Annotated in this window: 21 protein-coding genes; 8 read left to right on the plus strand and 13 right to left on the minus strand. The window is 42.3% G+C overall.

Going from position 1 to position 21,948, the window contains the following annotated elements; all coding sequences use genetic code 11:
- Positions 1-54: 54 nt before the first annotated feature.
- The 3 genes from slyD to BK820_RS08645 all read right to left on the minus strand — a co-directional run bounded on the left by slyD (position 55) and on the right by BK820_RS08645 (position 3,500).
- Positions 55-537 (minus strand): peptidylprolyl isomerase, encoded by a 483-nt coding sequence (slyD, locus tag BK820_RS08635; protein ID WP_004892585.1) that lies wholly within the window; start codon positions 535-537, stop codon positions 55-57.
- A 138-nt stretch (positions 538-675) separates the two neighbouring features.
- Entirely contained in the window at positions 676-1,962 is a 1,287-nt protein-coding gene (locus BK820_RS08640; protein WP_071320660.1) for an NAD(P)/FAD-dependent oxidoreductase, read from the minus strand.
- A 233-nt stretch (positions 1,963-2,195) separates the two neighbouring features.
- Positions 2,196-3,500 (minus strand): D-alanyl-D-alanine carboxypeptidase PBP6B, encoded by a 1,305-nt coding sequence (locus BK820_RS08645; protein WP_071320661.1) that lies wholly within the window; start codon positions 3,498-3,500, stop codon positions 2,196-2,198.
- 175 nt (positions 3,501-3,675) lie between these two features.
- Between BK820_RS08645 and BK820_RS08650 the strand changes: the two genes are divergently transcribed.
- A complete protein-coding gene (locus BK820_RS08650) occupies positions 3,676-5,379 on the plus strand; it encodes a M61 family metallopeptidase (protein WP_071320662.1) in 1,704 nt (567 codons plus the stop codon).
- A 52-nt stretch (positions 5,380-5,431) separates the two neighbouring features.
- Here the strand turns inward: BK820_RS08650 and BK820_RS08655 are convergent, their stop codons facing one another.
- The 4 genes from BK820_RS08655 to BK820_RS08670 all read right to left on the minus strand — a co-directional run bounded on the left by BK820_RS08655 (position 5,432) and on the right by BK820_RS08670 (position 8,407).
- Positions 5,432-6,052 carry a hypothetical protein gene (locus BK820_RS08655; RefSeq protein ID WP_071320663.1) on the minus strand — a complete coding sequence of 207 codons (621 nt, stop codon included), beginning with the start codon at positions 6,050-6,052 and terminating at the stop codon, positions 5,432-5,434.
- A gap of 82 nt (positions 6,053-6,134) precedes the next feature.
- A complete protein-coding gene (gene uraH, locus BK820_RS08660) occupies positions 6,135-6,530 on the minus strand; it encodes a hydroxyisourate hydrolase (RefSeq protein ID WP_034425031.1) in 396 nt (131 codons plus the stop codon).
- Between the two features lie 118 nt (positions 6,531-6,648).
- A complete protein-coding gene (locus BK820_RS08665) occupies positions 6,649-7,440 on the minus strand; it encodes a pseudouridine synthase (RefSeq protein WP_071320664.1) in 792 nt (263 codons plus the stop codon).
- Between the two features lie 232 nt (positions 7,441-7,672).
- The gene (locus BK820_RS08670) at positions 7,673-8,407 is read right to left on the minus strand and encodes a 3'-5' exonuclease (protein ID WP_005222656.1); all 735 of its coding nucleotides are present in this window, start codon (positions 8,405-8,407) and stop codon (positions 7,673-7,675) included.
- Between the two features lie 245 nt (positions 8,408-8,652).
- Here BK820_RS08670 and BK820_RS15765 point away from each other — a divergent pair, with 245 nt between their 5' ends.
- From BK820_RS15765 to BK820_RS08680, 3 genes are all read left to right on the plus strand, one after another.
- A complete protein-coding gene (locus BK820_RS15765) occupies positions 8,653-8,787 on the plus strand; it encodes a hypothetical protein (protein ID WP_004892608.1) in 135 nt (44 codons plus the stop codon).
- 174 nt (positions 8,788-8,961) lie between these two features.
- Positions 8,962-9,513 carry a M23 family metallopeptidase gene (locus BK820_RS08675; protein ID WP_071320665.1) on the plus strand — a complete coding sequence of 184 codons (552 nt, stop codon included), beginning with the start codon at positions 8,962-8,964 and terminating at the stop codon, positions 9,511-9,513.
- Positions 9,514-9,599: 86 nt separating this feature from the next.
- A complete protein-coding gene (locus BK820_RS08680) occupies positions 9,600-11,585 on the plus strand; it encodes an acyltransferase family protein (RefSeq protein WP_071320666.1) in 1,986 nt (661 codons plus the stop codon).
- 45 nt (positions 11,586-11,630) lie between these two features.
- On the opposite strand, the gene BK820_RS08685 is transcribed toward BK820_RS08680, so the two are convergent.
- On the minus strand, positions 11,631-13,061 hold the full coding sequence (locus BK820_RS08685) for a pyridoxal phosphate-dependent aminotransferase (RefSeq protein ID WP_071320667.1): 1,431 nt from the start codon (positions 13,059-13,061) through the stop codon (positions 11,631-11,633).
- A 229-nt stretch (positions 13,062-13,290) separates the two neighbouring features.
- Here BK820_RS08685 and msrB point away from each other — a divergent pair, with 229 nt between their 5' ends.
- The 3 genes from msrB to BK820_RS08700 are packed head-to-tail and all read left to right on the plus strand — an operon-like array spanning position 13,291 to position 14,676.
- Positions 13,291-13,710, plus strand: a complete 420-nt coding sequence (gene msrB / locus BK820_RS08690; RefSeq protein WP_004815441.1) for a peptide-methionine (R)-S-oxide reductase MsrB — start codon at positions 13,291-13,293, stop codon at positions 13,708-13,710.
- Positions 13,707-14,183, plus strand: coding sequence for a glutathione peroxidase (locus BK820_RS08695; protein ID WP_004815442.1), 477 nt, complete (start codon positions 13,707-13,709; stop codon positions 14,181-14,183). Before msrB ends, BK820_RS08695 begins: the two co-directional genes overlap by 4 nt.
- Before the next feature lie 40 nt (positions 14,184-14,223).
- Positions 14,224-14,676: an energy transducer TonB family protein gene (locus BK820_RS08700; protein ID WP_071320668.1), complete on the plus strand. Its 453-nt coding sequence runs from the start codon at positions 14,224-14,226 to the stop codon at positions 14,674-14,676.
- A 31-nt stretch (positions 14,677-14,707) separates the two neighbouring features.
- Here BK820_RS08700 and dapC read toward each other — a convergent pair whose 3' ends face one another.
- From dapC to BK820_RS08725, 5 genes are all read right to left on the minus strand, one after another.
- Complete coding sequence (gene dapC, locus BK820_RS08705) at positions 14,708-15,877, minus strand: succinyldiaminopimelate transaminase (protein WP_071320669.1); 1,170 nt, start codon at positions 15,875-15,877, stop codon at positions 14,708-14,710.
- Positions 15,878-15,894: 17 nt separating this feature from the next.
- Complete coding sequence (glnD, locus tag BK820_RS08710) at positions 15,895-18,567, minus strand: [protein-PII] uridylyltransferase (RefSeq protein WP_071320670.1); 2,673 nt, start codon at positions 18,565-18,567, stop codon at positions 15,895-15,897.
- A gap of 27 nt (positions 18,568-18,594) precedes the next feature.
- Complete coding sequence (gene purT / locus BK820_RS08715; protein ID WP_171058620.1) at positions 18,595-19,809, minus strand: formate-dependent phosphoribosylglycinamide formyltransferase; 1,215 nt, start codon at positions 19,807-19,809, stop codon at positions 18,595-18,597.
- Between the two features lie 448 nt (positions 19,810-20,257).
- Positions 20,258-20,605 (minus strand): L-valine transporter subunit YgaH, encoded by a 348-nt coding sequence (ygaH, locus tag BK820_RS08720; RefSeq protein WP_005222633.1) that lies wholly within the window; start codon positions 20,603-20,605, stop codon positions 20,258-20,260.
- Positions 20,602-21,354, minus strand: a complete 753-nt coding sequence (locus BK820_RS08725; protein WP_004815457.1) for an AzlC family ABC transporter permease — start codon at positions 21,352-21,354, stop codon at positions 20,602-20,604. Before BK820_RS08725 ends, ygaH begins: the two co-directional genes overlap by 4 nt.
- A gap of 105 nt (positions 21,355-21,459) precedes the next feature.
- Between BK820_RS08725 and BK820_RS08730 the strand changes: the two genes are divergently transcribed.
- Complete coding sequence (locus BK820_RS08730) at positions 21,460-21,945, plus strand: hypothetical protein (RefSeq protein ID WP_071320671.1); 486 nt, start codon at positions 21,460-21,462, stop codon at positions 21,943-21,945.
- Positions 21,946-21,948 lie beyond the last annotated feature (3 nt).

A 21,948-nucleotide genomic window follows, 5' to 3' on the forward strand; every position in this document is an offset into this window, starting at 1 on the left:
AACAAAAAAAGGCAAAGTTTTCACTTTGCCTTTTGCACTTCAGATCAATCGATCTTAGTGGTGGTGACCGCCTGCACCATGTACGTGACCATGGTCAAGTTCTTCTTGAGAAGCTTCACGGATTTCCACGATTTCAACGTCGAAAGTCAGGTCTTGGCCAGCAAGTGGGAAGTTCGCATCAACAACAACGTTTTCGCCTTCAACTGCTTTAACAGTTACGATTTGAACGCCGTCATCAGTTTGCGCCTGGAATTGCATACCAGGTTGGATGTTGTCCACACCCTGGAACATTTTCGCAGGAACTTCTTGTACTAGTTCTGGGTTGTATTCGCCATAGCCTTCAGCTGCTGGAACAGTTACAGTGAATTTGTCGCCTACAGTTTTACCAAGTAGTGCATTTTCAAGGCCAGGAATGATGTTGCCTGCACCATGCAAATATGCAAGTGGTTCACCTTGAGATTTATCGAGAGTTTCACCCTCTGCGTTAGTCAATGTGTAGTGGAAAGAAACCACGAGGTCATTTGCAACTGCAGTCATGATATTGATCCAATCAAATTTTTTAAGAGATACATCATAAAGTGAAATTGAGTTTTTGTAGACTAAAATTAGCAAAAAAAATGCAATTTCCCTATATAAATGCTGATTTTTTCATTGATGGGGGCGCATCTGTAAATTTCAATGCAATTTTATCTTCGGCGAGATTTTTCTTGTAACGAAGTCTTTTACCGTCATTACCCCAGCCTGAGTATAGCCCAAGATCGTGGCCTGATGCAGCCGATATAATGAAACATACATCGACTTGGCGACAAAGCCCTGTACATTGACCTGACCGAGTAATTCACCTACGGCTTTATTTTCACTTAAGGACACCAGAGAACCTTTATCCGAGAAGACAAACATCGGTAACTGTGTCTGACCATTCGCACGTAATCGTAAAGAATTGACAAGGAAACTGGCCTGCTGGCTTGCAACCTGTGCACGTGGTCCCAAGACGGGTTCATCAGCTCTAGGCTTGCAATGTGCACAATCCCCAAAGGCAAAAATATTCGGATCTGCGGTCGTCTGCAATGTCGCATAAACTTTAAGGCGATGAATATTGTCTCTTTCCAGTCCCTCAAGTTGCGTGAGTACCTCAGGCGCCTTGATCCCGGCTGCCCAGACTTTTACTTCTGCTTCCAGACTTGAACCATCTGCAAAATAAATATGCTCTTCATCGACTTTAGCCACACGATGTTGAGTCAGTACTTCAATACCTAGCTGTTTCAGCTGCTTCATCGTGTGCTCAGCAACTTTGGAAGACAGGGCAGGAAGAATACGATCTGCAGCTTCAATCAGGGTAATTTTGACCTTATTCGGATCGATCTTGTTTAGACCATATTTATGAAAATTATTCTTGGCAGAAACCAGTTCTGCTGCCAGTTCAACGCCTGTAGCACCTGCACCGATAATAGCAATTTTCAGTTCACGGCTATCTGCTTTATTCTGGGCATTTAAGTAAAGATGCAGCAGGTCTTGCTGGAAAATATCCGCCTGTTCGCGGCTGTCGAGGAAATGACAGAACTGTTTGACACCTTCAGTATTAAAGTCATTTGAAGTGGAGCCTAAAGCAAGCACCAAGGTGTCATAGTCAATGTTTCTATTCTTGGTAGGTTGGACTTTTTTAGAAAAGTATTCGGTTTCAACCAGAATCTGTTTGGTTTCACGGTCAATATTTTTAAACGTGCCCAGAACAAATTCATAATGATTTGCTGCGGCATGGGCAAAATAATTGGTTTCTTCTTCATGTGGATTGAGTGTTCCCGCTGCAATTTCGTGAAGAAGAGGTTTCCAGATATGGGTCAGCTTCTGGTCGATCAGGGTAATCTGGGCCTTACCATTTCTGCCTAAGCTTTGTCCTAACTGGGTAGCCAGTTCCAGACCACCTGCACCACCACCTACAATCACAATTTTATGGGCTGTCATACCTTGTTAACCTATTTATTTTTTTAATGAAATAGAAAGAAAACATACTATGACAGGCTTAAAATAAGGTCTTGATAAGAATTGTTATACAGCTTACAAATTGTAGCAATTCAAGGATATAAATTAATAATGTCTTTTATAGAGGTTGCTATTGGTAAAATTAAAAATAAATGCAGGCAATAAAAAAAGGACGGCTAATTAATATAATTGCCATCCTTTGTCTGTCTCAGATTTTATTTGCCAATCGGATACAATATAACGTCTGCATTCGTACTGGAGAATAGGCCAAATAACCATTGCAGGAACTTTTCAAAGAAATTCGCTTCTTCAATATCGACCTGATCTTCAATCAGGATGGTACGAATCAACTGATTATTCTGATAGACGTTTACCGTTGCCAATTGCATGACTTTTGCCAGTGGCGCGGTCAATTGGGTCTCATTCACTTCAATGTTTAAGTGGGTCTGAGTTTCACGTAATGGCTCAATGCTTTGTAGAGTACCATTCCCTGTATCTAACATCACGCGTTGAGTACTTTGATCAAACTGGTTCAGGTCAATGCTATAGCTCTGATCATAGAGTGAAGTAGTAATTAATTCAGGTTTTTTGGTCGCTACCTTAAACATTTTCAGGGTGGATTGAACCACAGGCAGTTCAGCCAGCACTTGCTTGTCCTTGAGTGCTACCTCATTGCGGGTATAGGTATAGGCCAGGTTCATTAGCTTATGAGCGACTTCCGCACGTTTTACCGCACTTTTGCTCCCCATCACCACGACGATTAAACGACGGTTAGATAAACTCATGTCCATGCTTGGACGGATCGCAGTTGCAGCCAGGTTATAACCTGCAGCACGGGTAAAACCAGTTTTCAAGCCGTCTACTGTTGGGTCTATTTTTAGCAATAGATTGGTGGCACGGTGAAAATGCTGGTTATAACTGAAGCTGTGTTGCTTGGAATAGAGCAGATAGTTTGGCGTTTCATTGACCAAAGCCTGAGACAGTTTGGCCAGGTCGGCTGCTGTAGAATAGTGCTCAGGCATGGTGATACCAGCTGGATTCTGGAAGTTGGTCTGCTGCATGCCCAGTGCTTTGGCTTCCTGATTCATACGCTCCACAAATTTGGGTACGCTTCCAGAAATTTTTTCCGCCAACGTCACTGCGGCATCATTGGCAGACATTACAATTAAGCCTGCTAATAACTGATCTACTGAAATCTGATCACCTTCTTTCAGATACATCTGGGATTCATCCCACATCACCATATTCACTACAGACGTTGCAGTTATTACTTCATTTTTATCTAATTTTCCGGCCTGAATTTCCTTGAGCGTGATATAAGCTACCATCATTTTGGTCAGGGAAGCCGGAGCACGTTGCAGGTCTTCATTATGTGAAGCAATAGTCTGACCGGTCTGGCTATCCAGAATAGTCCAGGCTTCTGCCTCAACACTTTCAGGATTAATATTCAGTAGGGCAGCATGCGAGATTGCGGACATAAAAAAGCACAATGTCGCAATCAGTGAGGCGATAAATTTCAAGGGGGTTCCTTATTCGACCAGTCCGTTGGCGAGCAAAAAAATTTTAGGCATGCTAAGCCTTTTTTTTTGTCATGGCTAGTACTCATTGTAGACATTTAAGACACTTCCGCAATGTATTGGAAAAAAATGTTAAGCTTAGACTTAACACATTCTAATTTCTTTTGAATCGCCCATTATGTTGCATTATCAAATCGAATTTGACGATTATCGTCAGCATCTTGTTCACGTGACTGTTCGCTTTTTAGCAGACCCTATACAGGTGTTGTCTTTGCCAACGTGGATTCCGGGCAGTTACCTGATTCGTGAATTTTCCAAGCACATTGAAGGAGTGAAAGCCTTTGATGAAGCAGGACGCCAGCTGAAAATCCAGAAATTTGAAAAGAATAAATGGCGCCTGTTTAATACCGACCATGAACTGATCACGGTTGAATATGATGTCTATGCCTATGATCTGTCCGTACGGGGTGCGTATGTCGATGAAACACGTCTATATGTGAACCCGGCCTGTGCTTGTCTGGGGCTGGAAGGACAAGAAAATAAAGCGATTGAAGTTGAAATCTTCCTGCCAGATGAACTGAAACACTTCCAGTTAGCAACCGGTATGGCATCCAAGAGCCTGGTCAAAGGCCGCTATACGCTTAAAGCAGAAAATTATGCCGAGCTGATCGATTCACCATTTGAACTAGCAGAACAGACCCGTTTTAGCTTTGAAGCCAATGGTATTCCGCATGAGTTCGTGGTTTCTGGCAAACATGAGATGAATGCTGAACGCATGCAGCAGGATCTGGAAAAGATCTGTAGTACCGAAATTTCTATGTTTGGTTCGGCGCCATTTAGTAACTATACCTTTATGACCATGGCAACAGGCAACAGTTATGGCGGTCTGGAACATCCAAACTCAACCAGTCTGATTACACCACGTGACGATCTGCCGAAAGCCAACGAGCCGGAAGAGCCATCGAAGGATTATCAGCGTTTCTTAGGTTTATGTAGCCATGAATATTTCCACTCTTGGTTAGTGAAATTTATTCGCCCTGAAAACTTTGTGAATTACGATTTAAACAAAGAAGGCTACACCTCTTTACTTTGGATCTTTGAAGGATTTACTTCTTATTATGATGACCTGATTCTGCTACGTAGTGGTGTGATTAACCAGGAATCATATATTGCTTTACTGAAAGCACAGATTGACCGTTATTTGCAAAACCCAGGTCGCTTTATTCAAAGTGTGTCTGAATCAAGCTTTGATGCCTGGGTGAAATTCTATCGTCAGGATGAAAACTCGAATAATGCTGGCACCAGCTATTACAACAAAGGTTGTTTAGTAGCACTTTGCTTAGACTTAGGCTTGCGTCTACGTGGTTCAAGCCTGGATGCGTTGATGCGTAAGCTGTATGAAAATGCGCAAAATGGCATTCAAGTTAATGAGCGTACTATCTTCGGGTTATGTGAAGAATTGACTGGTGATAACTGGTTAGAACAGATTAACCATTTGATCAATACCACAGAAGAATTACCACTGGATCAGTTATTCCCTGAGTTCGGTGTAAGCTATACCCTGAAAAATGACAAGTCTCTGCCATTTGGTTTGAAGTTGGTAGATAAGCCTGAAGGTGTATTTATTCAATCGGCTCGTCGTGACAGTGCTGCTGCGAAAGCAGGCCTGTCAGCTAATGATGTGATCATTGCAATTGATGGCTTGAAAGCGACGACAAAGCTTGCTGAGAAATATGCGAAGCAGGAAGGAACCTATACTGTTCATGCATTCCGTCGTGATGAGTTAATGGCCTTTGATATTCAAGCAGCTGGTTCTGCATTGACTGAAGTCGAACTTAAAATTGAAGATCAAGCTAAAGCTGAAAAGTGGTTGAAAGCGTAATTTGCATAGTTTAAATAAACCATGTAAAACCCATACTTAGGTATGGGTTTTTTTATTGAATAGAGATGTACTTACTGCAAGTTTTTAAAATGGATGCATTTGCATGTTTAAATTCGTTCATAAATTCTGATTGATTATCTCTATATTCTAAAAAATCAATTGTAGACCAAGGATAAAAAAACTCTAGATAATTTATATAGTTTTGAAGATCATCCCAAGAATCATTATCAATACGGGATTCTAGTAAGATTTGTAATTGTTGAGATTTTGTCCTCAAAGGTACAGCTAGTTGAATGAGTTCAGCATAAATGAGATTGTAATCTTTTTCTTTCGTATTGACCGTAAACGTATATGTGAGTTTATAAATTTGCGATGTTAGCTGAGTATGTAAATCCCATATTTCTGTTACTAATTTTGAAATCAAGGTTAAGTTATGCTGATGTTTCCAATTAAGCACTAAGATTGCTGCAGTAACAGCAGCAAATACCGTTGCAGCAGAACTTAAAAGAGATGTGATAAAGCTAAGATCTTCATAGTTATTATTAATACTCGAAAGCCAGCCTCCAAACCATAAATATAAAATATTTATAAAAATGAAAGCTGCTGTTAAAAATATAAAAACATGTGTAGAAAGTATAAATCTTAAAAAAGAGTAGAATTCTTTTGATAACATTTTAATATCTAGTAATATAATCTAGAAGGTAAAAATGCATTAAAAATATAATAAAATCAAGAGATTTTGAATATAGCTTTCATTAATTCCCCCGATACGTTGAATATCCATAAGAACTTAACAACAGTGGAATATGGTAATGCTCCAAAGTACCATCAATCACAAACACAACCGGAATTTCTGGGAAAAAGGTGCGTTGATTATTTGCCTTAAACCAATCGCCCGTTTTAAAAGTCACCTTATAAATACCTTTTTGTAGCGCAGTCTCTTTAGGATAGAATTCTTTAATCCGGCCATTATTATCGGTTTTGGCTTCATTGAGTTTGACCCATTTCTCACCTTGCTGGGCTTCTAAAGTTACCGTGATATTGGCAGAAGGCAGGCCAGTTTCCTGATTTAGCACATGCACACTGAGTGGATTGGCAAAGCCAAAAGTTGAAAGGGAAGTCGCAGCTAAAGCAAAAATAATTTTTTTCATGAGACCCATCACAAAATGAATACTTATAATTATTCTAAAAGACTGAAAAATAAAAAATATTAAAGTTATGTAATAAAAAAAGCCCACTTTCGTGAGCTTTCATTGATTCATTTAAATATTATCCACGACCGCGTCCGTGACCACGTGGTGCTTTGGTATTTGGACGTGTCGTACCATTGGTCTTACGACGTGGTTTTTCACCTTCTTCCAGTTGCCAAACACGTGGAGTACCGGTTTTCTTCTTGGTACCGTCTTTATTCACTTTTTTATTGAGTGGTTTGCCACCCGTACCACCTGGTTTTTTCACGTAAGAACGTGAACGGTATGGCGCTTCTGCGGGTACATCTTTGAAGTCAGGGTAAAGCAAAGGTTCAATTTCTTTGGTTTCACCCGGTTGTAGACCCAATTGAACCAGATCAATAGAACCGATTTTGGTACGGATCAAACGTAAAGTCGGGAAACCTACGGCAGCAGTCATACGACGTACCTGACGGTTACGGCCTTCACAAATCGAAATTTCTACCCATGACGTTGGTACAGAAGCACGGTAACGAACCGGAGGATCGCGATCCCATAACCATTCAGGTTGCTGAACCTTGATTGCTTTTGCAGGTAAGGTCATACCATCCTTCAGCTCTACACCTTTACGTAACTGCTCAAGTGCTTCTTCAGTCACGTCGCCTTCAACCTGAACCAGGTAAGTCTTGAATTTTTTATTGGCAGGATTGGTAATGAACTGGTTTAAACCACCATGATCGGTGAGGAATACCAAGCCTTCCGAGTCCATATCGAGACGACCTGCCAGACGCAGTGTAGGATCATCTACGAAATCAGACATCGTCATGTGTGCTTCGTCTTTACGAAACTGGGAGAGGACGTCATAAGGTTTATTTAGAATGACGATTTTCATAGGAAAAGACTTCTATAATTACAAAAATTTGAAAATGAGCAGATTTCTTCGCGTGGGGATAGTCGTGATCTCCCATTGAAATCTAAAAAACGGTGGATTTATATATGGGTATTATGAGGGAAGACGGCCTTAAAGTGTTGCTTATCTCGAAATATTTTTGAAACCGCTGGCAGTTGAACCTGTGAATAGTATCTTGTAAAAGGGTAAAGTGCAGCTATAAGTGTTAATAAAATCAAACCTGAATCTGTTTTAAAATTAAACGGAACAGCTCAGCCTGAAAAATCGCATCCTGTAATGCATTGTGATTGCCTCTGCTTTGTGGCTTTAAAATTTCAATAATATTCTTTGCCCGTGTATCTGACCAACGTCCGCCAAATGCACCCATATAAAGAGATTTAATATCGAGTGAGGAAACACCAAAAGGATTGTGTCCGATAAATTTATGGAAATAATAATTCATAAAAGACCAGTCAAAACCGGCATTTAATCCGACAAAAATTGGTGTTTCAGATTTGGAAAGATGTTGCTCAAGCCAAGTGGCGCAATTCTGCATCGCAGTGGTGGGGTCTATCCCATTTTTTGTTAAATCTTCTAAATTGAAACCGCTAACGGCCAAGGCTTTCGGGTCAGCTTTATGGGAGACCGGCTTTAATTCACAATAAAACTGGATCTCAGGTTGATCGACAAGACACATGCCGATAGATAGCAAATCATATTCCCCAGGAATCGGGCCGGAAGCTTCAATATCGACGGAAATAAACACTTCTTTTTTAGCCATTTTTGTCTGATCACTCTCATCTATCTGTAAAAATTTTAATCTTGCTTGCCAGGTTTTCTGAATATCCATATTAAAATCACTATTGTGGCAGAGAAGGGACTCTTCCAATATCTTAGATAAACAATACAGGGTTAAAATGACCGAGTTAAAGTCATCATAATCTATGATCTTTACAGTCGGAGCTGACACTAAAATCTTGGCTTCATATTTATAAATCTCAATATATAAATTATACGCTGAGTAATCTCATGTTTCAGTCTGCAAAAATCTGTAAAACTTGTAATTACAAAAAACCATGTCCCCTTAAAACAGAATAACTTAGCTAAAATGTAATTACATTGAAGCAATTAGATACGACTCTTGCATTGGTTATTTATTTATAGTGGTTAGAGTAGAAAAACAATCTTTTTGATCGAGATGAGTAGGAGTCAAAAATGGCTAGATCTCAGGCAAAACATAAGCAGGTTCAGCAAAAGGACAAAAAGGATTCCATGCAGGATGAGGATCAACAGCAGCAACAGCAGCAACCTCAAAAATCTAAACCATCACGGGCGAAAAAACGTAAATAGTCCATGATTTTGAATCGTTGATAATCAATGACAAAACCCTCTATAAGAGGGTTTTTGCTGTTTAGAAGAGAAAATAATATTCAAAGGAATCATCAATAAAAATTACAAGAACAGCACGTGTAATCAGATTGAATTGAATAAGATTATTTTAAGAAGAATGAATGAGAAATTGCAGTGCCGAATTTAAGCACCTCCTTGTTACTGATTACTATATTAATACTTCTGAGTGGCTGTCAGCCACCACCTTCTGGTGAGTCAGCGGGCTGGAAAAGTCCTTATCTGTATTGGCAATTAAGAAAAGAAACTTTATCGCAACCTTTAACCATTCCAGTCGAAGGTGTGACGCAAAGACAGCTCAATGATACTTGGGGTGCTTCACGAAGTGCAGGCCGTAAGCATGAAGGAATTGATATCTTTGCTAAACGAGGTACACCTGTGCTGAGTGCGACCAGAGGTATTGTTAGAAATATTGGAACTAATAACTTGGGCGGTAAAGTGATCTGGTTAACAGGACCTGAGCTGAGCCAGCATTATTATGCACATCTGGAGGATTATGCTGAGCATATTCAGGAAGGTGACTGGGTGGAAGCTGGCGAAGTCATTGCCTATGTGGGCAATACCGGTAATGCTAAAACCACGCCACCACATCTGCATTATGGAATTTATTTTAGTGGGCAGGGTGCTACGAATCCTTATCCTTACTTGAAAGCTGAGGAATTAGAATAAACGCCATAATGTAAGATAAATATAAAAAAATTTATTCTGAAATTGGAAAAGCATAAAATAGCTTATCTCCCGCTTTTCCTGTTTTTATGAGTATTGCCTACAGACCAGATATCGATGGCCTACGTGCTATTGCGGTATCTCTGGTTATTTTCAATCATTTAGGCTGGTCACTATTTTCTGGTGGCTATATTGGTGTAGATATCTTCTTTGTGATTTCAGGTTATCTGATCACCATTATTCTCACACGCGATATTCAGGCCCAACAATTTTCAATTGCACGATTCTATAAAAAACGTGTAGTCCGTTTGGCACCAGCGTATTTTACCGTACTCGCTGTGGTTAGCCTGATTGCCTGGCAGGTGATGCTGCCGGGTGAACTGACTGAATACTTTAAGAGTGTCATGTATGCCACTGTGCTCATTGCGAATCTCTATATGCGCAATGAAGTGGGGGATTACTTTAGCCCGAGCGTGGAAAATGTACCCCTATTGCACTTATGGTCATTGGGGGTGGAAGAACAGTTCTATATTTTCTGGCCTTTAATATTATGGCTATTTTTTACCAGAGCATCACGCAAATATCTCTGGTTGATGATCAGTACATTCATTATTGTTCTACTGGTTTATGCCCAGTACCAACTCACGCAAAATCCAGCCAAGGCCTATTACAGCATGCCGGTCCGGGCTTTTGAGTTACTGATTGGCGCATTGATTACCTGTTTGCCACGACCAAAACTCCCTAAAAAATTACTACAAATTCTGGTGTGGCTTGGGGTTCTTGTTTTATTTGCAGCAGCGATTTATTTTGATCAACAAACACCATTTCCCGGTCTTATGGCGCTGATTCCGTGTCTGGCAACAGCAGTAATTATTTATCTGGGCCAATCTGTACCCACAACCAATCTGTTGCTCAGTAATCAGCTGAGCACCTGGATCGGAAAAATTTCATATCCGCTGTATTTATGGCACTGGCCGATTATCGTGCTATTTGGCATTTATATGCTGCCACTCAATACAGAAAATCAGATCATCATTCTCCTGCTGTCAGTGCTTTTGGCATTTCTTACCTATCAGCTGGCAGAAAAACCCCTAAAACGCTTTGTAATGGCTGCCAATTACAAGGTGATTCTTCTCGGATTTGTAATTCCTGCGATCATCTTTATTGTTATCGCTCAGATTATTAAAAACAATGAGGGTTTTCCTGATCGCTTTCCACCCTCCGTATATGTCAAGCAGGAAGCATTGCAGGCTTATGCGCATGTGATTCGTAGCCAGTGTATGGATACGAATCCGAAAACCTTACCTGATCCCAAAGATTGCATATTAGGACACACGAAGGATGATATTGATTTCTTATTGATCGGTGATTCACATGCCAATGCCTATACTGCAATGCTGGATGAATGGGCTAAAGATGCCAATTTACGTGGTTATGATATTGCCCAGAGTTCAACTTTTTATTTGCCTGGTATACAGCGTTCTGAGTTAAAGCTCGGACGTTGGGAAGAACTCATTAAGTTTCAGCAACGTAATAATGCTCTTACCGAACATCTGTCTAAAACCCATTATCCAATGATTATTTTAGCCGGTTCTTATGCGCCATATTTTGGAGATGAGGTGAAACTTAAAGATGGGATTCATCAGCGCAATAATGAAATCTTTAAAGTCGGCTTGATGAAAGCGCTAGAAATTGCCCGCAAAGCGAGTGATCAAGTAGTAATACTGAACGATGTGCCACGTCTGGATTGGGATAGAATACCTTCAGACTGTAATATCCGTAACGAGATTCTAAATCGACATGCACAATGTACGGTTTCCAGAAAAAGCTACGATACTTATCTAAAACCATTTAATCAGATTCTGGCTGAAGCCAAACTGAAATACCCTGATTTGAAAATCATTGATCCGACCAAAGTGATCTGTGATCAGCAGGTATGTAAGATCATCGTGAATGATGTGCCTTTATATCGCCTAAAAGATGATAACCATATTAATGATCAGGGTTCACGTCAATTAGGGATTGAATATCTGAAACAATTTGGTAATCCACTAAAAGACTTAAAAGCAAATTAATTATAAAAAACCGCGCTATTAAACGCGGTTTTTTTATCGGTGCTATTAACGAATTTTTGCCAGGAAACGGCTCAAACGGTTAATAGCTTCACGCAGTTCATTTTCTGCTGGCAGAAATACCACACGGAAATGATCCGGAGTTGGCCAGTTAAAGCCTGTACCTTGAACCAGCAATACTTTCTCGGCACGCAGCAGATCCAGCATCAGTTTTTCATCATCTTCAATCGGGTAAATTTCCGGATCTAGACGCGGGAAGCAGTACATTGCACCTTCTGGTTTCACACAAGTGACACCAGGAATTTCATTGAGCATTTCCCATGCAATATTGCGCTGCTCATACAGGCGACCACCTGGGCGGATCAGGTCATTAATTGACTGGTAACCCCCGAGAGCAGTCTGAATTGCATATTGAGCCTGATGGTTGGCACAAAGGCGCATCGATGCCAGCATATCCAGACCTTCGATGTAATCTGCTGCACGAGACTTATCACCCGTAATAGCCATCCAGCCAGAACGGTAACCTGCAATACGGTAAGCTTTAGACAGGCCATTGAAAGAGATACATAGCTGATCACCGGCAAGTGATGCAACGGCAACATGCTCAATACCGTCATAAACGATCTTGTCATAAATTTCGTCAGCAAACAAAATCAGGTCGTGCTTTTTCGCCAGATCCACGATTTGCTGTAATACGTGACGTGGATAAACTGAGCCCGTCGGGTTATTCGGGTTAATGATCACGATACCGCGGGTATTTGGTGTGATCTTGCTTTCCATATCTGCGATGTCTGGATACCAGTAATTTTCTTCATCACATTTATAGTGAATCGCAGTACCACCAGACAGGTTCACTGCCGCAGTCCACAACGGATAATCAGGCATTGGAATCAGCATTTCATCGCCGTCATCCAGCAAGCCTTGCATTGCCATTACAATCAGCTCGGACACGCCGTTACCCACATACACATCATTGACGTGCATATCCAGAATACCTTTTTGCTGGTAGTACTGACAGATCGCCTTACGTGCCGGGAAAATACCTTTTGAGTCGGTATATCCAATCGCATTTGGCAGGTTGAGTGCCACATCATTGATAATCTCTTGTGGTGCTTCAAAACCAAATGGAGCAGGGTTGCCGATATTCAGCTTGATGATCTTATGTCCGGCTTCCTCCATCTCGTTGGCCGCTCGTAACACTGGTCCGCGAATGTCATAGCATACATGCTCGAGTTTAGACGATTTTTTGATTTCGCGAGATTTTTGGAAAGTGTTCGGCATTTTGATGTTCTCTGAAAGAGTGGAGGTCACTTTTGCATAACGATATAAATAGCTTTTAAATGTCTCAGTGGTGACTAGATCGAGATCGTGCTCATCTCGGAGTAATGCAACAATTTTTTCATGCGTAAATCCAAGCTGTTGATATTGTTTAATCACCGGCAATAGATTTTTAAAAATTACGCTTTTTTTTTGCGACATTATTTAATCCTGAGCAAATTTAGTACCAAGCCTACCACTAAAATTGCTTACAAAAAAGCATTTAATGAACGAAATGCTTACTTTTATTTTGTTTATTTGCTTACTTTTTGCTTTTTTGGGAATTATATGTCTTTTGTAAAATGTTAAACAAACACTAGAATTTTTAAAATGAATCACGTAAATATAGAATTATCCTATTTAAAATAGCAAGATAGAAAGGACCGTCATCATGGGAAAACTCAGTAAATCAGACAGAGAATGGCAAAGAGAGTTATCACCTGAAGAGTTCCGTATTACACGTCAAAAAGGGACGGAGCCAGCATTTACCGGTAAATACTGGAATACGAAACAAGATGGTACTTATGTATGCCGTTGTTGTGGTGAACCTTTATTTACCTCAGAAACCAAATATGACAGTGGCTGTGGCTGGCCAAGTTTCTATAAGGCGATCAACGGCTCTGCAATTGAAGAGCATTTAGACACATCTCATGGTATGGTCAGAACAGAAATTGTTTGCCATCATTGTGATGCACATTTAGGGCATGTTTTCACTGACGGACCACAGCCAACTGGCTTACGTTATTGTGTGAACTCCGCTTCATTAGAATTAAAAACACAAGAAAAAAATGATGAGGAAACTTATCCATGACCAGCATATATCAGTTTGAAGCTGAATTGTTAGATGGAAAAACCAAACAATTTGCAGACTATGAAGGAAAGGTACTGTTAATTGTGAATACCGCAAGTAAGTGCGGTTTCACACCGCAGTTCGCCGGCCTGGAAAAACTTTACGAGAAATATAAAGATCGTGGCCTGGAAGTTTTAGGCTTTCCCTGTAACCAGTTTGGCGGACAGGATCCGGGCAGTAATGAGCAAATTGGTGCATATTGCCAGAAGAACTATGGGGTGACATTTCCGATGTTCTCCAAGATCGATGTCAAAGGCCCTGAAGCGCATGCGATTTTCCGTTATCTGACCAATAATTCTAAAGGGATTCTGGGTAATGGTATTAAATGGAACTTTACCAAGTTCCTGATTGGGCGTGATGGCAAGGTACTGAACCGTTTTGCGCCAACCACCAAGCCTGAAGACCTGGAAGCTGAGATCGAAAAAGCGCTGTAAGGCGGTTATTGGCCGCCTTTACTCTCTTCAAGCCATTGCCATGCTATCCAGAATCCTCGTTCAGAGCCTGCTATTTAGCGCATATATCGGGCTGTTTTTAGCTCCTGCTTATGCACAGGATGAAAAAACCCAGCAATTACTAAAAAGGCTGAAGCAGCCTGTTCCAGCTTATCAGCCGCCTACTGTCAAAGATGCTGTTCCGCCACATTTGCTGGCGAAGCAGGGCTATGAAGTCAGCTGGCTAAAAGCACCGTATCTGAGATTAAATGATGCAGAATTGCAACGTGCCAAGACAGTAATCGTGCAAATGACGGTCATCGCCAATACAGGGCGGATTACCGACGTTGAGATCATTCAGAGTTCTGGCTTGAGAGTTGTCGATGCTAAAGTTAAAGAAGCGGTGCTGGCTGCCAAGCTGGAGCCGATTAAGGGTGTAGACCACAATCTGGTGTATAGTCTGGAACATAAAATTGAAATAAAAAATCCACTATAAATATAGTGGATTTTTTATTAAAAATTTTTGGTTAAAGAATGACTTTTAAGCGCTCAATGACCTGTTCACATTGTGCCAGATCAGCCACCAATGCCAGACGTACATGGTTTTCACCTGGATTGCCTTGCTCAGTATCACGAGACAGGTAGCGGCCAGGAAGTACTTTGATATGTGCCTGTTCCATTAAGCGTTTGGCAAATTCTTCGTCATTGTCTACTTTCAACCAGTAGTAGAAACCCGCATCCGGTTTTTTCAGTGGCAGCAGATGACCGAGTTCTTTCTGGAACAGATCAAACTTGGCACGGTACTGTACGCGGTTTTCTTCAACATGTGCTTCATCATCCCAGGCAGCAATTGAAGCCAGCTGATGTTGAACCGGCATCGCTGCACCGTGGTAAGTACGATATTGCAGATAAGGTTTAAGCAAATCCGCATCACCCGCAACAAAGCCTGAACGCATGCCTGGAAGATTCGAGCGTTTAGAGAGCGAATGGAATACTACGCAGTTTTTGTAGTCATCACGTCCGATCTCTGCACAGACTTCCAGTAAACCGACAGGGGCTTCATCAAACCATAACTCTGAGTAGCATTCATCTGAAGCAATCACAAAATCATATTTATCAGAAAGTGCAATTAGCTTTTTAAACTGTTCTTTAGACAAGACTGCACCTGTCGGGTTACCCGGTGTGCAGACAAATAAGAGTGCGGTTTTTTCCCAGACTTCAGCAGGGACTGTATCAAAATCACCAAGATAATTATTTTCCTCAGTGCAGTTGATAAAGTAAGGTTTTGCACCTGCAAGTAGCGTTGCACCTTCATAAATCTGATAAAAAGGATTTGGCATCACCACATAAGGTGCATCTTCACGATTAATCAGGGCCTGTACAAAAGAGAAGATTGCTTCACGGGTACCCGATACTGGCAAGATATTGCTGTCTGCGCTAATGCTATTTAGTTTAAAACGGCGAGTCAGCCAGTTGGCGATACTAGTACGCAGTTCAGGTAAACCTTTCGAGTTTGGATAAGTCGAAAGGTGCTGAAAATTATCAATAATCGCCTGTTTCACGAACTCAGGAGCTGGATGCTTTGGTTCACCAATCGATAGGGGAATGAGTGGCATATTCGCAGGCTTAATATCCGCAAAAAGTTTATTCAACTTTTCAAATGGATAAGGATGCAATAAAGACAAGCTAGAGTTCATGAATGAGTTACCGCGTTTTAATGTGAGTGTTGACTGTTGACCTGATTAGAGGCTTCATCCAGCGCTGCTTTTAAAGCACAGGCAAATTCAGAAGATTCTTCAGGGTTCAACGGCATGCCATCTTTTTTGGTGACAAAGAAAATGTCTTCGGCACGTTCGCCAAGTGTGGCAATTTTAGCAGAATGGATATCCAGACCACGCATCATAAATAATCCGCCTACTTTGGCAAGTAGACCCGGTTGGTCGAGCGTGGCAATTTCCACCATATTCTGGTTCAAAACAGGGTTCAGGCTGATATCTACCGTATTTTCAATATCAAAATGACGGAGCTGACGTGGAATACGGCGCTGCATCAGGCCTGGGTATTTATCGGAATGACTTAAAGCATCTTTAAGTGCATTAATCACTTTCAGCTCGCGTTCCGGATCGGTAAGCAGCGTACCGAAACGGTCAAGCACGACATACGTGTCTAGGCTGAACGCCTTGGTTGCTGTGATAATTCTTGCATCCTGTACATCTAGGTCCATGCGGTCCAGAACGGCCACTGTGGTGGCAAACAGGTTTGGTTTATCTTGCGTATAAATAAAGATCTGCACTGCATCTTGCGCATATTTACGATGCGGGCGCATCAGCACCAGCGGTTCAGAATTATCACCATGCTGTAAAATGGCACGGGTATGCCAGGCGATTTCATCTGGCGATTCTTTCAGGAAGTAGTCATCACCCAGCTCCTGCCAGATGGTTTCTACATCATACAAAGAGAAGTCCTGTACCAGTAGTTCGCTGGCAGCAAACTTGGTGTCTTCAATCAGCATCTGATAATCCACCGGACGACCCAGACCAGAACGGATCACATCACGCGCATGCGTATATAGCTGACGCATTAAAGACGCACGCCAGGTATTCCACAGTTTTGGATTGGTGGCATTAATGTCGGCAACAGTCAGGGTGTACAGATAGTCCAGGTGCTCCATATCACCCATTTTTTCTGCAAATTCACGGACCACATCCGGATCAGAAATATCTTTTTTCTGTGAAGTCACAGACATAATTAGGTGATTTTGAATCAGCCATGCAACCAGATTGCATTCACGTTCGGTAAAGCCATGCGTGCGGCAGAATGCAATCGCATCTGTGGCACCGAGTTCGCTATGGTCACCACCACGACCTTTGGCAATGTCATGGAACAGGGCAGCCAGATAGACGATGTCACGACGGGCCAGACGCTGGAACACCGAACTGACTACCGGAAATTCCTTGGCGAATTCCGGTTCCTTAAAGCGGTTCAGGTTGCGTAATAGCAGTAGGGTATGCGCATCTACAGTATAGATATGGAACAGGTCATACTGCATCAGCCCCATAATCTGGCCAAAGGCCGGAATATAATTCCCTAATACGCCGTAGCGTTTCATTGCTACCAAGGTTTCATATAAACGATATGGTGAACGGATAATCGCCATGAACAGCGCTTGATGAACGGGATTATTGCGATAATCCTGATCAATCCGTTTTGCTGCGAGCGTTAAAAGACGCAAGGTACGGGCACGGATGCCTTCAATCTCCGGACGGTTTGCCAGAAGATAAAAGATTTCCAGAATCGCGCTTGGATTTTCCGAGAAAGTTTTATGGTGCTGTACCGCAAGTTTGCCATCAACCAGTTTAAAGTTCTGGTTAATTTCTTCGATGTTACGCTCATAGTTTGGCAGGCGCGGGGTAATTACCGATTCATTGAAATAAGCCAACAGCATTTCATTCAGCGTCGATACCTGCTGTGCATTGCGGTAGTAGCGCTTCATAAACTGTTCGATCGGATAGTTCTGCGGCTGGCCTTCTTCACGTACATAGCCGAACTTCGCGGCGATATCACGCTGATAGTCGAATAAAAGGCGGTTTTCATCGCGTTTGGTAATGCGATGCAGATGATGACGGATTTCCCAGAGGAAGCTTTCGGCTTCTTCTAAAACGGCCAGTTCAAATTCTGAAATAAAACCAAGATGTACCAGATCATAAATACGGTTTACGCGGAAATGGCGTTTAGCAATCCAGCCGATCTGGTTAATATCCCGAATACCACCCGGAGCATTTTTAATGTCCGGTTCGAGATTACTTTCGGTATTGTTATGTTGAGCATAGCGTTTATGCTGCTCTTCCATTTTGGCATCAAAAAAGGTCTTGTCGGTCCAGGATTGAGACACAATACGACGTGGCCATTTGGCCAGGCTTTCATTACCGGTAATCAGACGGGACTCAATCAGGGTCGTGGCTACAGTCAGGTCACTGCTGGCCTGATTGACACATTCACTAATGGTACGGACGCTAATACCTGGCTTGAAATTGCCGACATCCCATAAGGATGAAATAAAGGTCGAAATCAACTGTTCCTGTTCAGACGTAATTTCATCTTCTGACAGGATCATGATATCGACATCAGAATAGGGCAGCATTTCGCGGCGACCGTAGCCACCGACAGCAAATAGCCCCAGATCAGTCTGATCGAGTTCAGCATGCTTCCACAGGAACTGTAGCGCTTCATCAATCAGATTTGATCGGGTCAGAATAATGTCACGGATCGACTCACCATTTTCAAAACATTCCTGCAGCTGGTGCTCGACATCACTGCGCCATTCGTTAATGGCTTTAATGTCATGGTTACTTTTGGTGTAATTCAGCAATGGCAGGGTATTGATCATGAACAGTCGTCCGTTTCGTTTTTCAGCTTAGTTTTGGTTGACACTGACTTGTTGAGCCACCTGTTGCGCAAGTTCACGTGCCTGATCTGTTGTTTCAGCACGTGCAGTTGCTACACCCATACGACGTCGTTTGAAGCCTTCAGGCTTGCCAAACAGGCGCAAGTCTGTATTGCCATCTGCTAAAGCAAGATCCAGACCAGAATAAGAAAGATTCTGATCATCTACACCAGCGTAAATCACAGCACTGGCTGCAACGCTATGACGAGTGGTATTTACCGGAAGACCCAGGATCGCACGCGCATGCAACTCAAATTCACTTTGGAACTGGGAAGCTAAAGTGACTAAGCCGGTGTCGTGTGGACGTGGTGACACTTCACTAAACCATACTTTGTCGCCTTTGACAAAGAGTTCTACCCCAAAAATACCGCAACCACCGAGCGCAACGGTTACTTTATTGGCAATTCGCTTGGCTTCTTCCAATGCAGCAGGTGTCATTGGCTGAGGTTGCCAGCTTTCAACATAGTCCCCAGAGTCCTGACGGTGACCAATCGGGTCGCAATAAGAAGTTTCGATTTCACCTGTTTTCGGATTTTTGGCACGAACAGTGAGCAGGGTGATTTCAAAATCAAAATCAATCTGTGACTCAACAATGACGGTACCTTGATTTACACGACCACCCGTTTGCGCATATTCCCAGGCAGCATCAACTTCATCGAAGCTTTTGACACGAGACTGACCTTTGCCTGAAGAGGACATCACAGGCTTCACAAAGTTTGGATAACCAATATCATCACAAGCGGCACGGAAAGATTCTAAAGTATCGGCAAAACGGTAAGCAGATGTTGGCAGGCCCAGTTCTTCAGCAGCCAGACGACGGATGCCTTCACGGTTCATGGTCAGATTCACTGCTTTCGCGGATGGAATTACCGTTGCGATATTCTGCTCTTCAATTTCAACCAGCACCTGGGTGGCAATCGCTTCAATTTCCGGGACAATCAGATTTGGTTTCACCTGATCAATCAGCTGTCTGAGTTCTGCTGGATCAGCCATATTCAAGGTATGCGACTGATGGGCAACTTGCATGGCAGGTGCATGGTCATAGCGGTCAGCAGCGTGAACCTCGACACCTAACCGTTGCAGGGAAATTACCACTTCCTTGCCCAGTTCGCCTGAACCCAGTAATAAGACCTTGAAGGCAGAAGCCTGTAATGGGGTACCAATCGTCACGCTCATGTAAATCATCCATGCTTGATTTTATGGGCTTTTAGCATAGCAGAACTCTCTGCGGAGATAAGCCAAGTTTCATACAAAATTGTGATATTGACCAACAATTTTATTTATAAAGTTCGCAAAATTTAGATTAAGAAATCAGAAAGATACTTCCACTGAATCGATTTGAGGATCTAAATAATAAATATGATTTTGCGAATTGAGTTTTTTCATTTTCAGAAGCTGGCCCGGACTTAAATCCAGCCAAGGTAGGAGTTTCATGGTTTGGTTGCGTTGCCAAGAGAGATGAGGAGAACAAAGTCAATCGTAAATATTGTAATGCTCCACTCCAGCGCTGATGGATAAAGATTTTCCGCTCAAGCATTTGTCTTGGTTCAAACATGCCAATTTTCTTATTATCATTAAAAAAAGGCTTATACCGGAACGTAGCATAAGCCTCTTATATTCATTGATTCATTTTTTAAAAATGAATCGGTAGGTAAGTATAAATCAGGCCATAGGTGAGGGCAGCCGTCAAAGTGGCCATCACAATGCGTTTAAACTTGAAATACAGCACTGTTAATACAATAAAACCGGCCAGCATCGCCACACTTTTATCGGGAGTTTCCAGCAAAGGCGGTAGTGTCGCCACGACCAACATTGAGCTAATTGCAGAAATTCCAATCGCACCTAAGGCAATTTTCAACCACAGCGCACCACGCTTTTGTGAACCTTGCTGCGATTTCTGAATCACAAAAAAAGGTCCGAAACGGGAAGCGAAATTGGCAATCCCGACCAGAATACCAACCAGAATAATTTCTAAATTCATAGTTCTTCTCCCATATGTTCAGGATCGGGACGTTTGAGTACATAGTGCTTGAACAGGCCTGCCAGAATACCGGAACTGATGCCGATAAAGATTGCAGCAGACAGGTCAATCATGTAGCAGGCAATAGCAGAAACAACAATCGTCACACTGACAACAAAAGTATGTTTCTTTTCAAAGGCTGCCAGCAGGAAGCTTAGGAATAGCGCAGGTAACAGGAAGTCTAAAGCGGCCTGTAAAAATTGCGGTAAGTTGCTGACCTGATCTGCAAATAAGCCACCGAGAAAAGAACCTGTTGCCCAGGACAGCCAGCTGAATAAACTCAACCCCAGCATCCACGATTCAGACCATTCCTGACGCCGTTGCGACAGTTTGATCATGCCAGAGGCAAATACCTCATCGGTGAGTCCCCAAGCCCAGACTGCGGTTTTTTTCAGATTAAGCCGATCCTGAATCAAATTCTGTAGCGCAGGGCCATAAAGTAGATGACGGATATCCAGAGCAATCACGGTTAATGCAGTCATCCAGATGGAAGTGCCACTCCCTAAGAGTGCAACAACTAGGAATTGACTGGCACCTGCATACATGGAGCAGGACAGGAATAATGCTTCCCATGCGGTAAAGCCAAACTGGGTCGCAGAAACCCCAAAGGCAAAAGAAACGGGCAAATAGGTAAAAATAATCGCCTGGCTGTCTTTGGCACCTTGCCAAAAACTGGCAGGTTTTACAGCGTGTTGATTCAGTTCGGACACAGCACACCTTGGAGGGAGAGTTGAACAAGGGGTAAAATGGTAATTGAGTATTGTACGTGAATTTAATAGCATAGTGCCGAATTGTTTAAGATGGCGAGCCTGATAATGTTCATGTTCAAGACACGTTATATACTGAGTGGTGCTTTAGTCAGCACAGCATTGTTATTACAGGCATGCGGAAATGAGGGTTCAGGCAATCAAGCACCGGAAATTAAGCCAGCCCCGAAACTGAGCAATGATGCGACCACTTATGCCAATGAAGCTTGGACATTTATGAATGAAGTAGATCCGCTGGTCTACAACAAGCAGATTGATCAGATTGAAAAACGCGTTCGTCAGCCTGCGCGCAAGTTGAGCACGGATTGGCGCATTAATGTGAAAATGACTGATTCCGTGACTGAAGGAAAATATGCATTATGTCGTAAGGCTTTAACCAGTCTGGAAATCTGGGCACGAACCACACTTGAAAATGGGAATAGTCTGGCACAGAAGCAAGCCGATTATGAACGTGACAAAAAACAGTGTGAAAGTGCAATTGCTCATCCACAACTGGGCAATACTGATCCGAAACAGGTGGGTGTTGCCAGCTGATCG

It is taken from the genome of Acinetobacter sp. LCT-H3 (genome assembly GCF_001866125.1).
In the GTDB taxonomy this organism is placed as follows: Bacteria; Pseudomonadota; Gammaproteobacteria; order Pseudomonadales; family Moraxellaceae; genus Acinetobacter; species Acinetobacter schindleri.

Excerpts from the sequence above, each read along its gene's own strand:
- purT (WP_171058620.1), bottom strand. The coding sequence starts at position 19,809 with ATGATTTACATGAGCGTGACGATTGGTACCCCATTACAGGCTTCTGCC.
- BK820_RS08700 (WP_071320668.1), top strand. The coding sequence starts at position 14,224 with ATGCTATCCAGAATCCTCGTTCAGAGCCTGCTATTTAGCGCATATATC.
- BK820_RS08685 (WP_071320667.1), bottom strand. The coding sequence starts at position 13,061 with ATGTCGCAAAAAAAAAGCGTAATTTTTAAAAATCTATTGCCGGTGATT.
- glnD (WP_071320670.1), bottom strand. The coding sequence starts at position 18,567 with ATGATCAATACCCTGCCATTGCTGAATTACACCAAAAGTAACCATGAC.
- msrB (WP_004815441.1), top strand. The coding sequence starts at position 13,291 with ATGGGAAAACTCAGTAAATCAGACAGAGAATGGCAAAGAGAGTTATCA.
- ygaH (WP_005222633.1), bottom strand. The coding sequence starts at position 20,605 with ATGAATTTAGAAATTATTCTGGTTGGTATTCTGGTCGGGATTGCCAAT.
- BK820_RS08665 (WP_071320664.1), bottom strand. The coding sequence starts at position 7,440 with ATGAAAATCGTCATTCTAAATAAACCTTATGACGTCCTCTCCCAGTTT.
- BK820_RS08640 (WP_071320660.1), bottom strand. The coding sequence starts at position 1,962 with ATGACAGCCCATAAAATTGTGATTGTAGGTGGTGGTGCAGGTGGTCTG.
- BK820_RS08680 (WP_071320666.1), top strand. The coding sequence starts at position 9,600 with ATGAGTATTGCCTACAGACCAGATATCGATGGCCTACGTGCTATTGCG.
- BK820_RS08650 (WP_071320662.1), top strand. The coding sequence starts at position 3,676 with ATGTTGCATTATCAAATCGAATTTGACGATTATCGTCAGCATCTTGTT.
- BK820_RS08730 (WP_071320671.1), top strand. The coding sequence starts at position 21,460 with ATGTTCATGTTCAAGACACGTTATATACTGAGTGGTGCTTTAGTCAGC.
- dapC (WP_071320669.1), bottom strand. The coding sequence starts at position 15,877 with ATGAACTCTAGCTTGTCTTTATTGCATCCTTATCCATTTGAAAAGTTG.
- BK820_RS08655 (WP_071320663.1), bottom strand. The coding sequence starts at position 6,052 with ATGTTATCAAAAGAATTCTACTCTTTTTTAAGATTTATACTTTCTACA.
- BK820_RS08695 (WP_004815442.1), top strand. The coding sequence starts at position 13,707 with ATGACCAGCATATATCAGTTTGAAGCTGAATTGTTAGATGGAAAAACC.
- uraH (WP_034425031.1), bottom strand. The coding sequence starts at position 6,530 with ATGAAAAAAATTATTTTTGCTTTAGCTGCGACTTCCCTTTCAACTTTT.
- BK820_RS15765 (WP_004892608.1), top strand. The coding sequence starts at position 8,653 with ATGGCTAGATCTCAGGCAAAACATAAGCAGGTTCAGCAAAAGGACAAA.
- slyD (WP_004892585.1), bottom strand. The coding sequence starts at position 537 with ATGACTGCAGTTGCAAATGACCTCGTGGTTTCTTTCCACTACACATTG.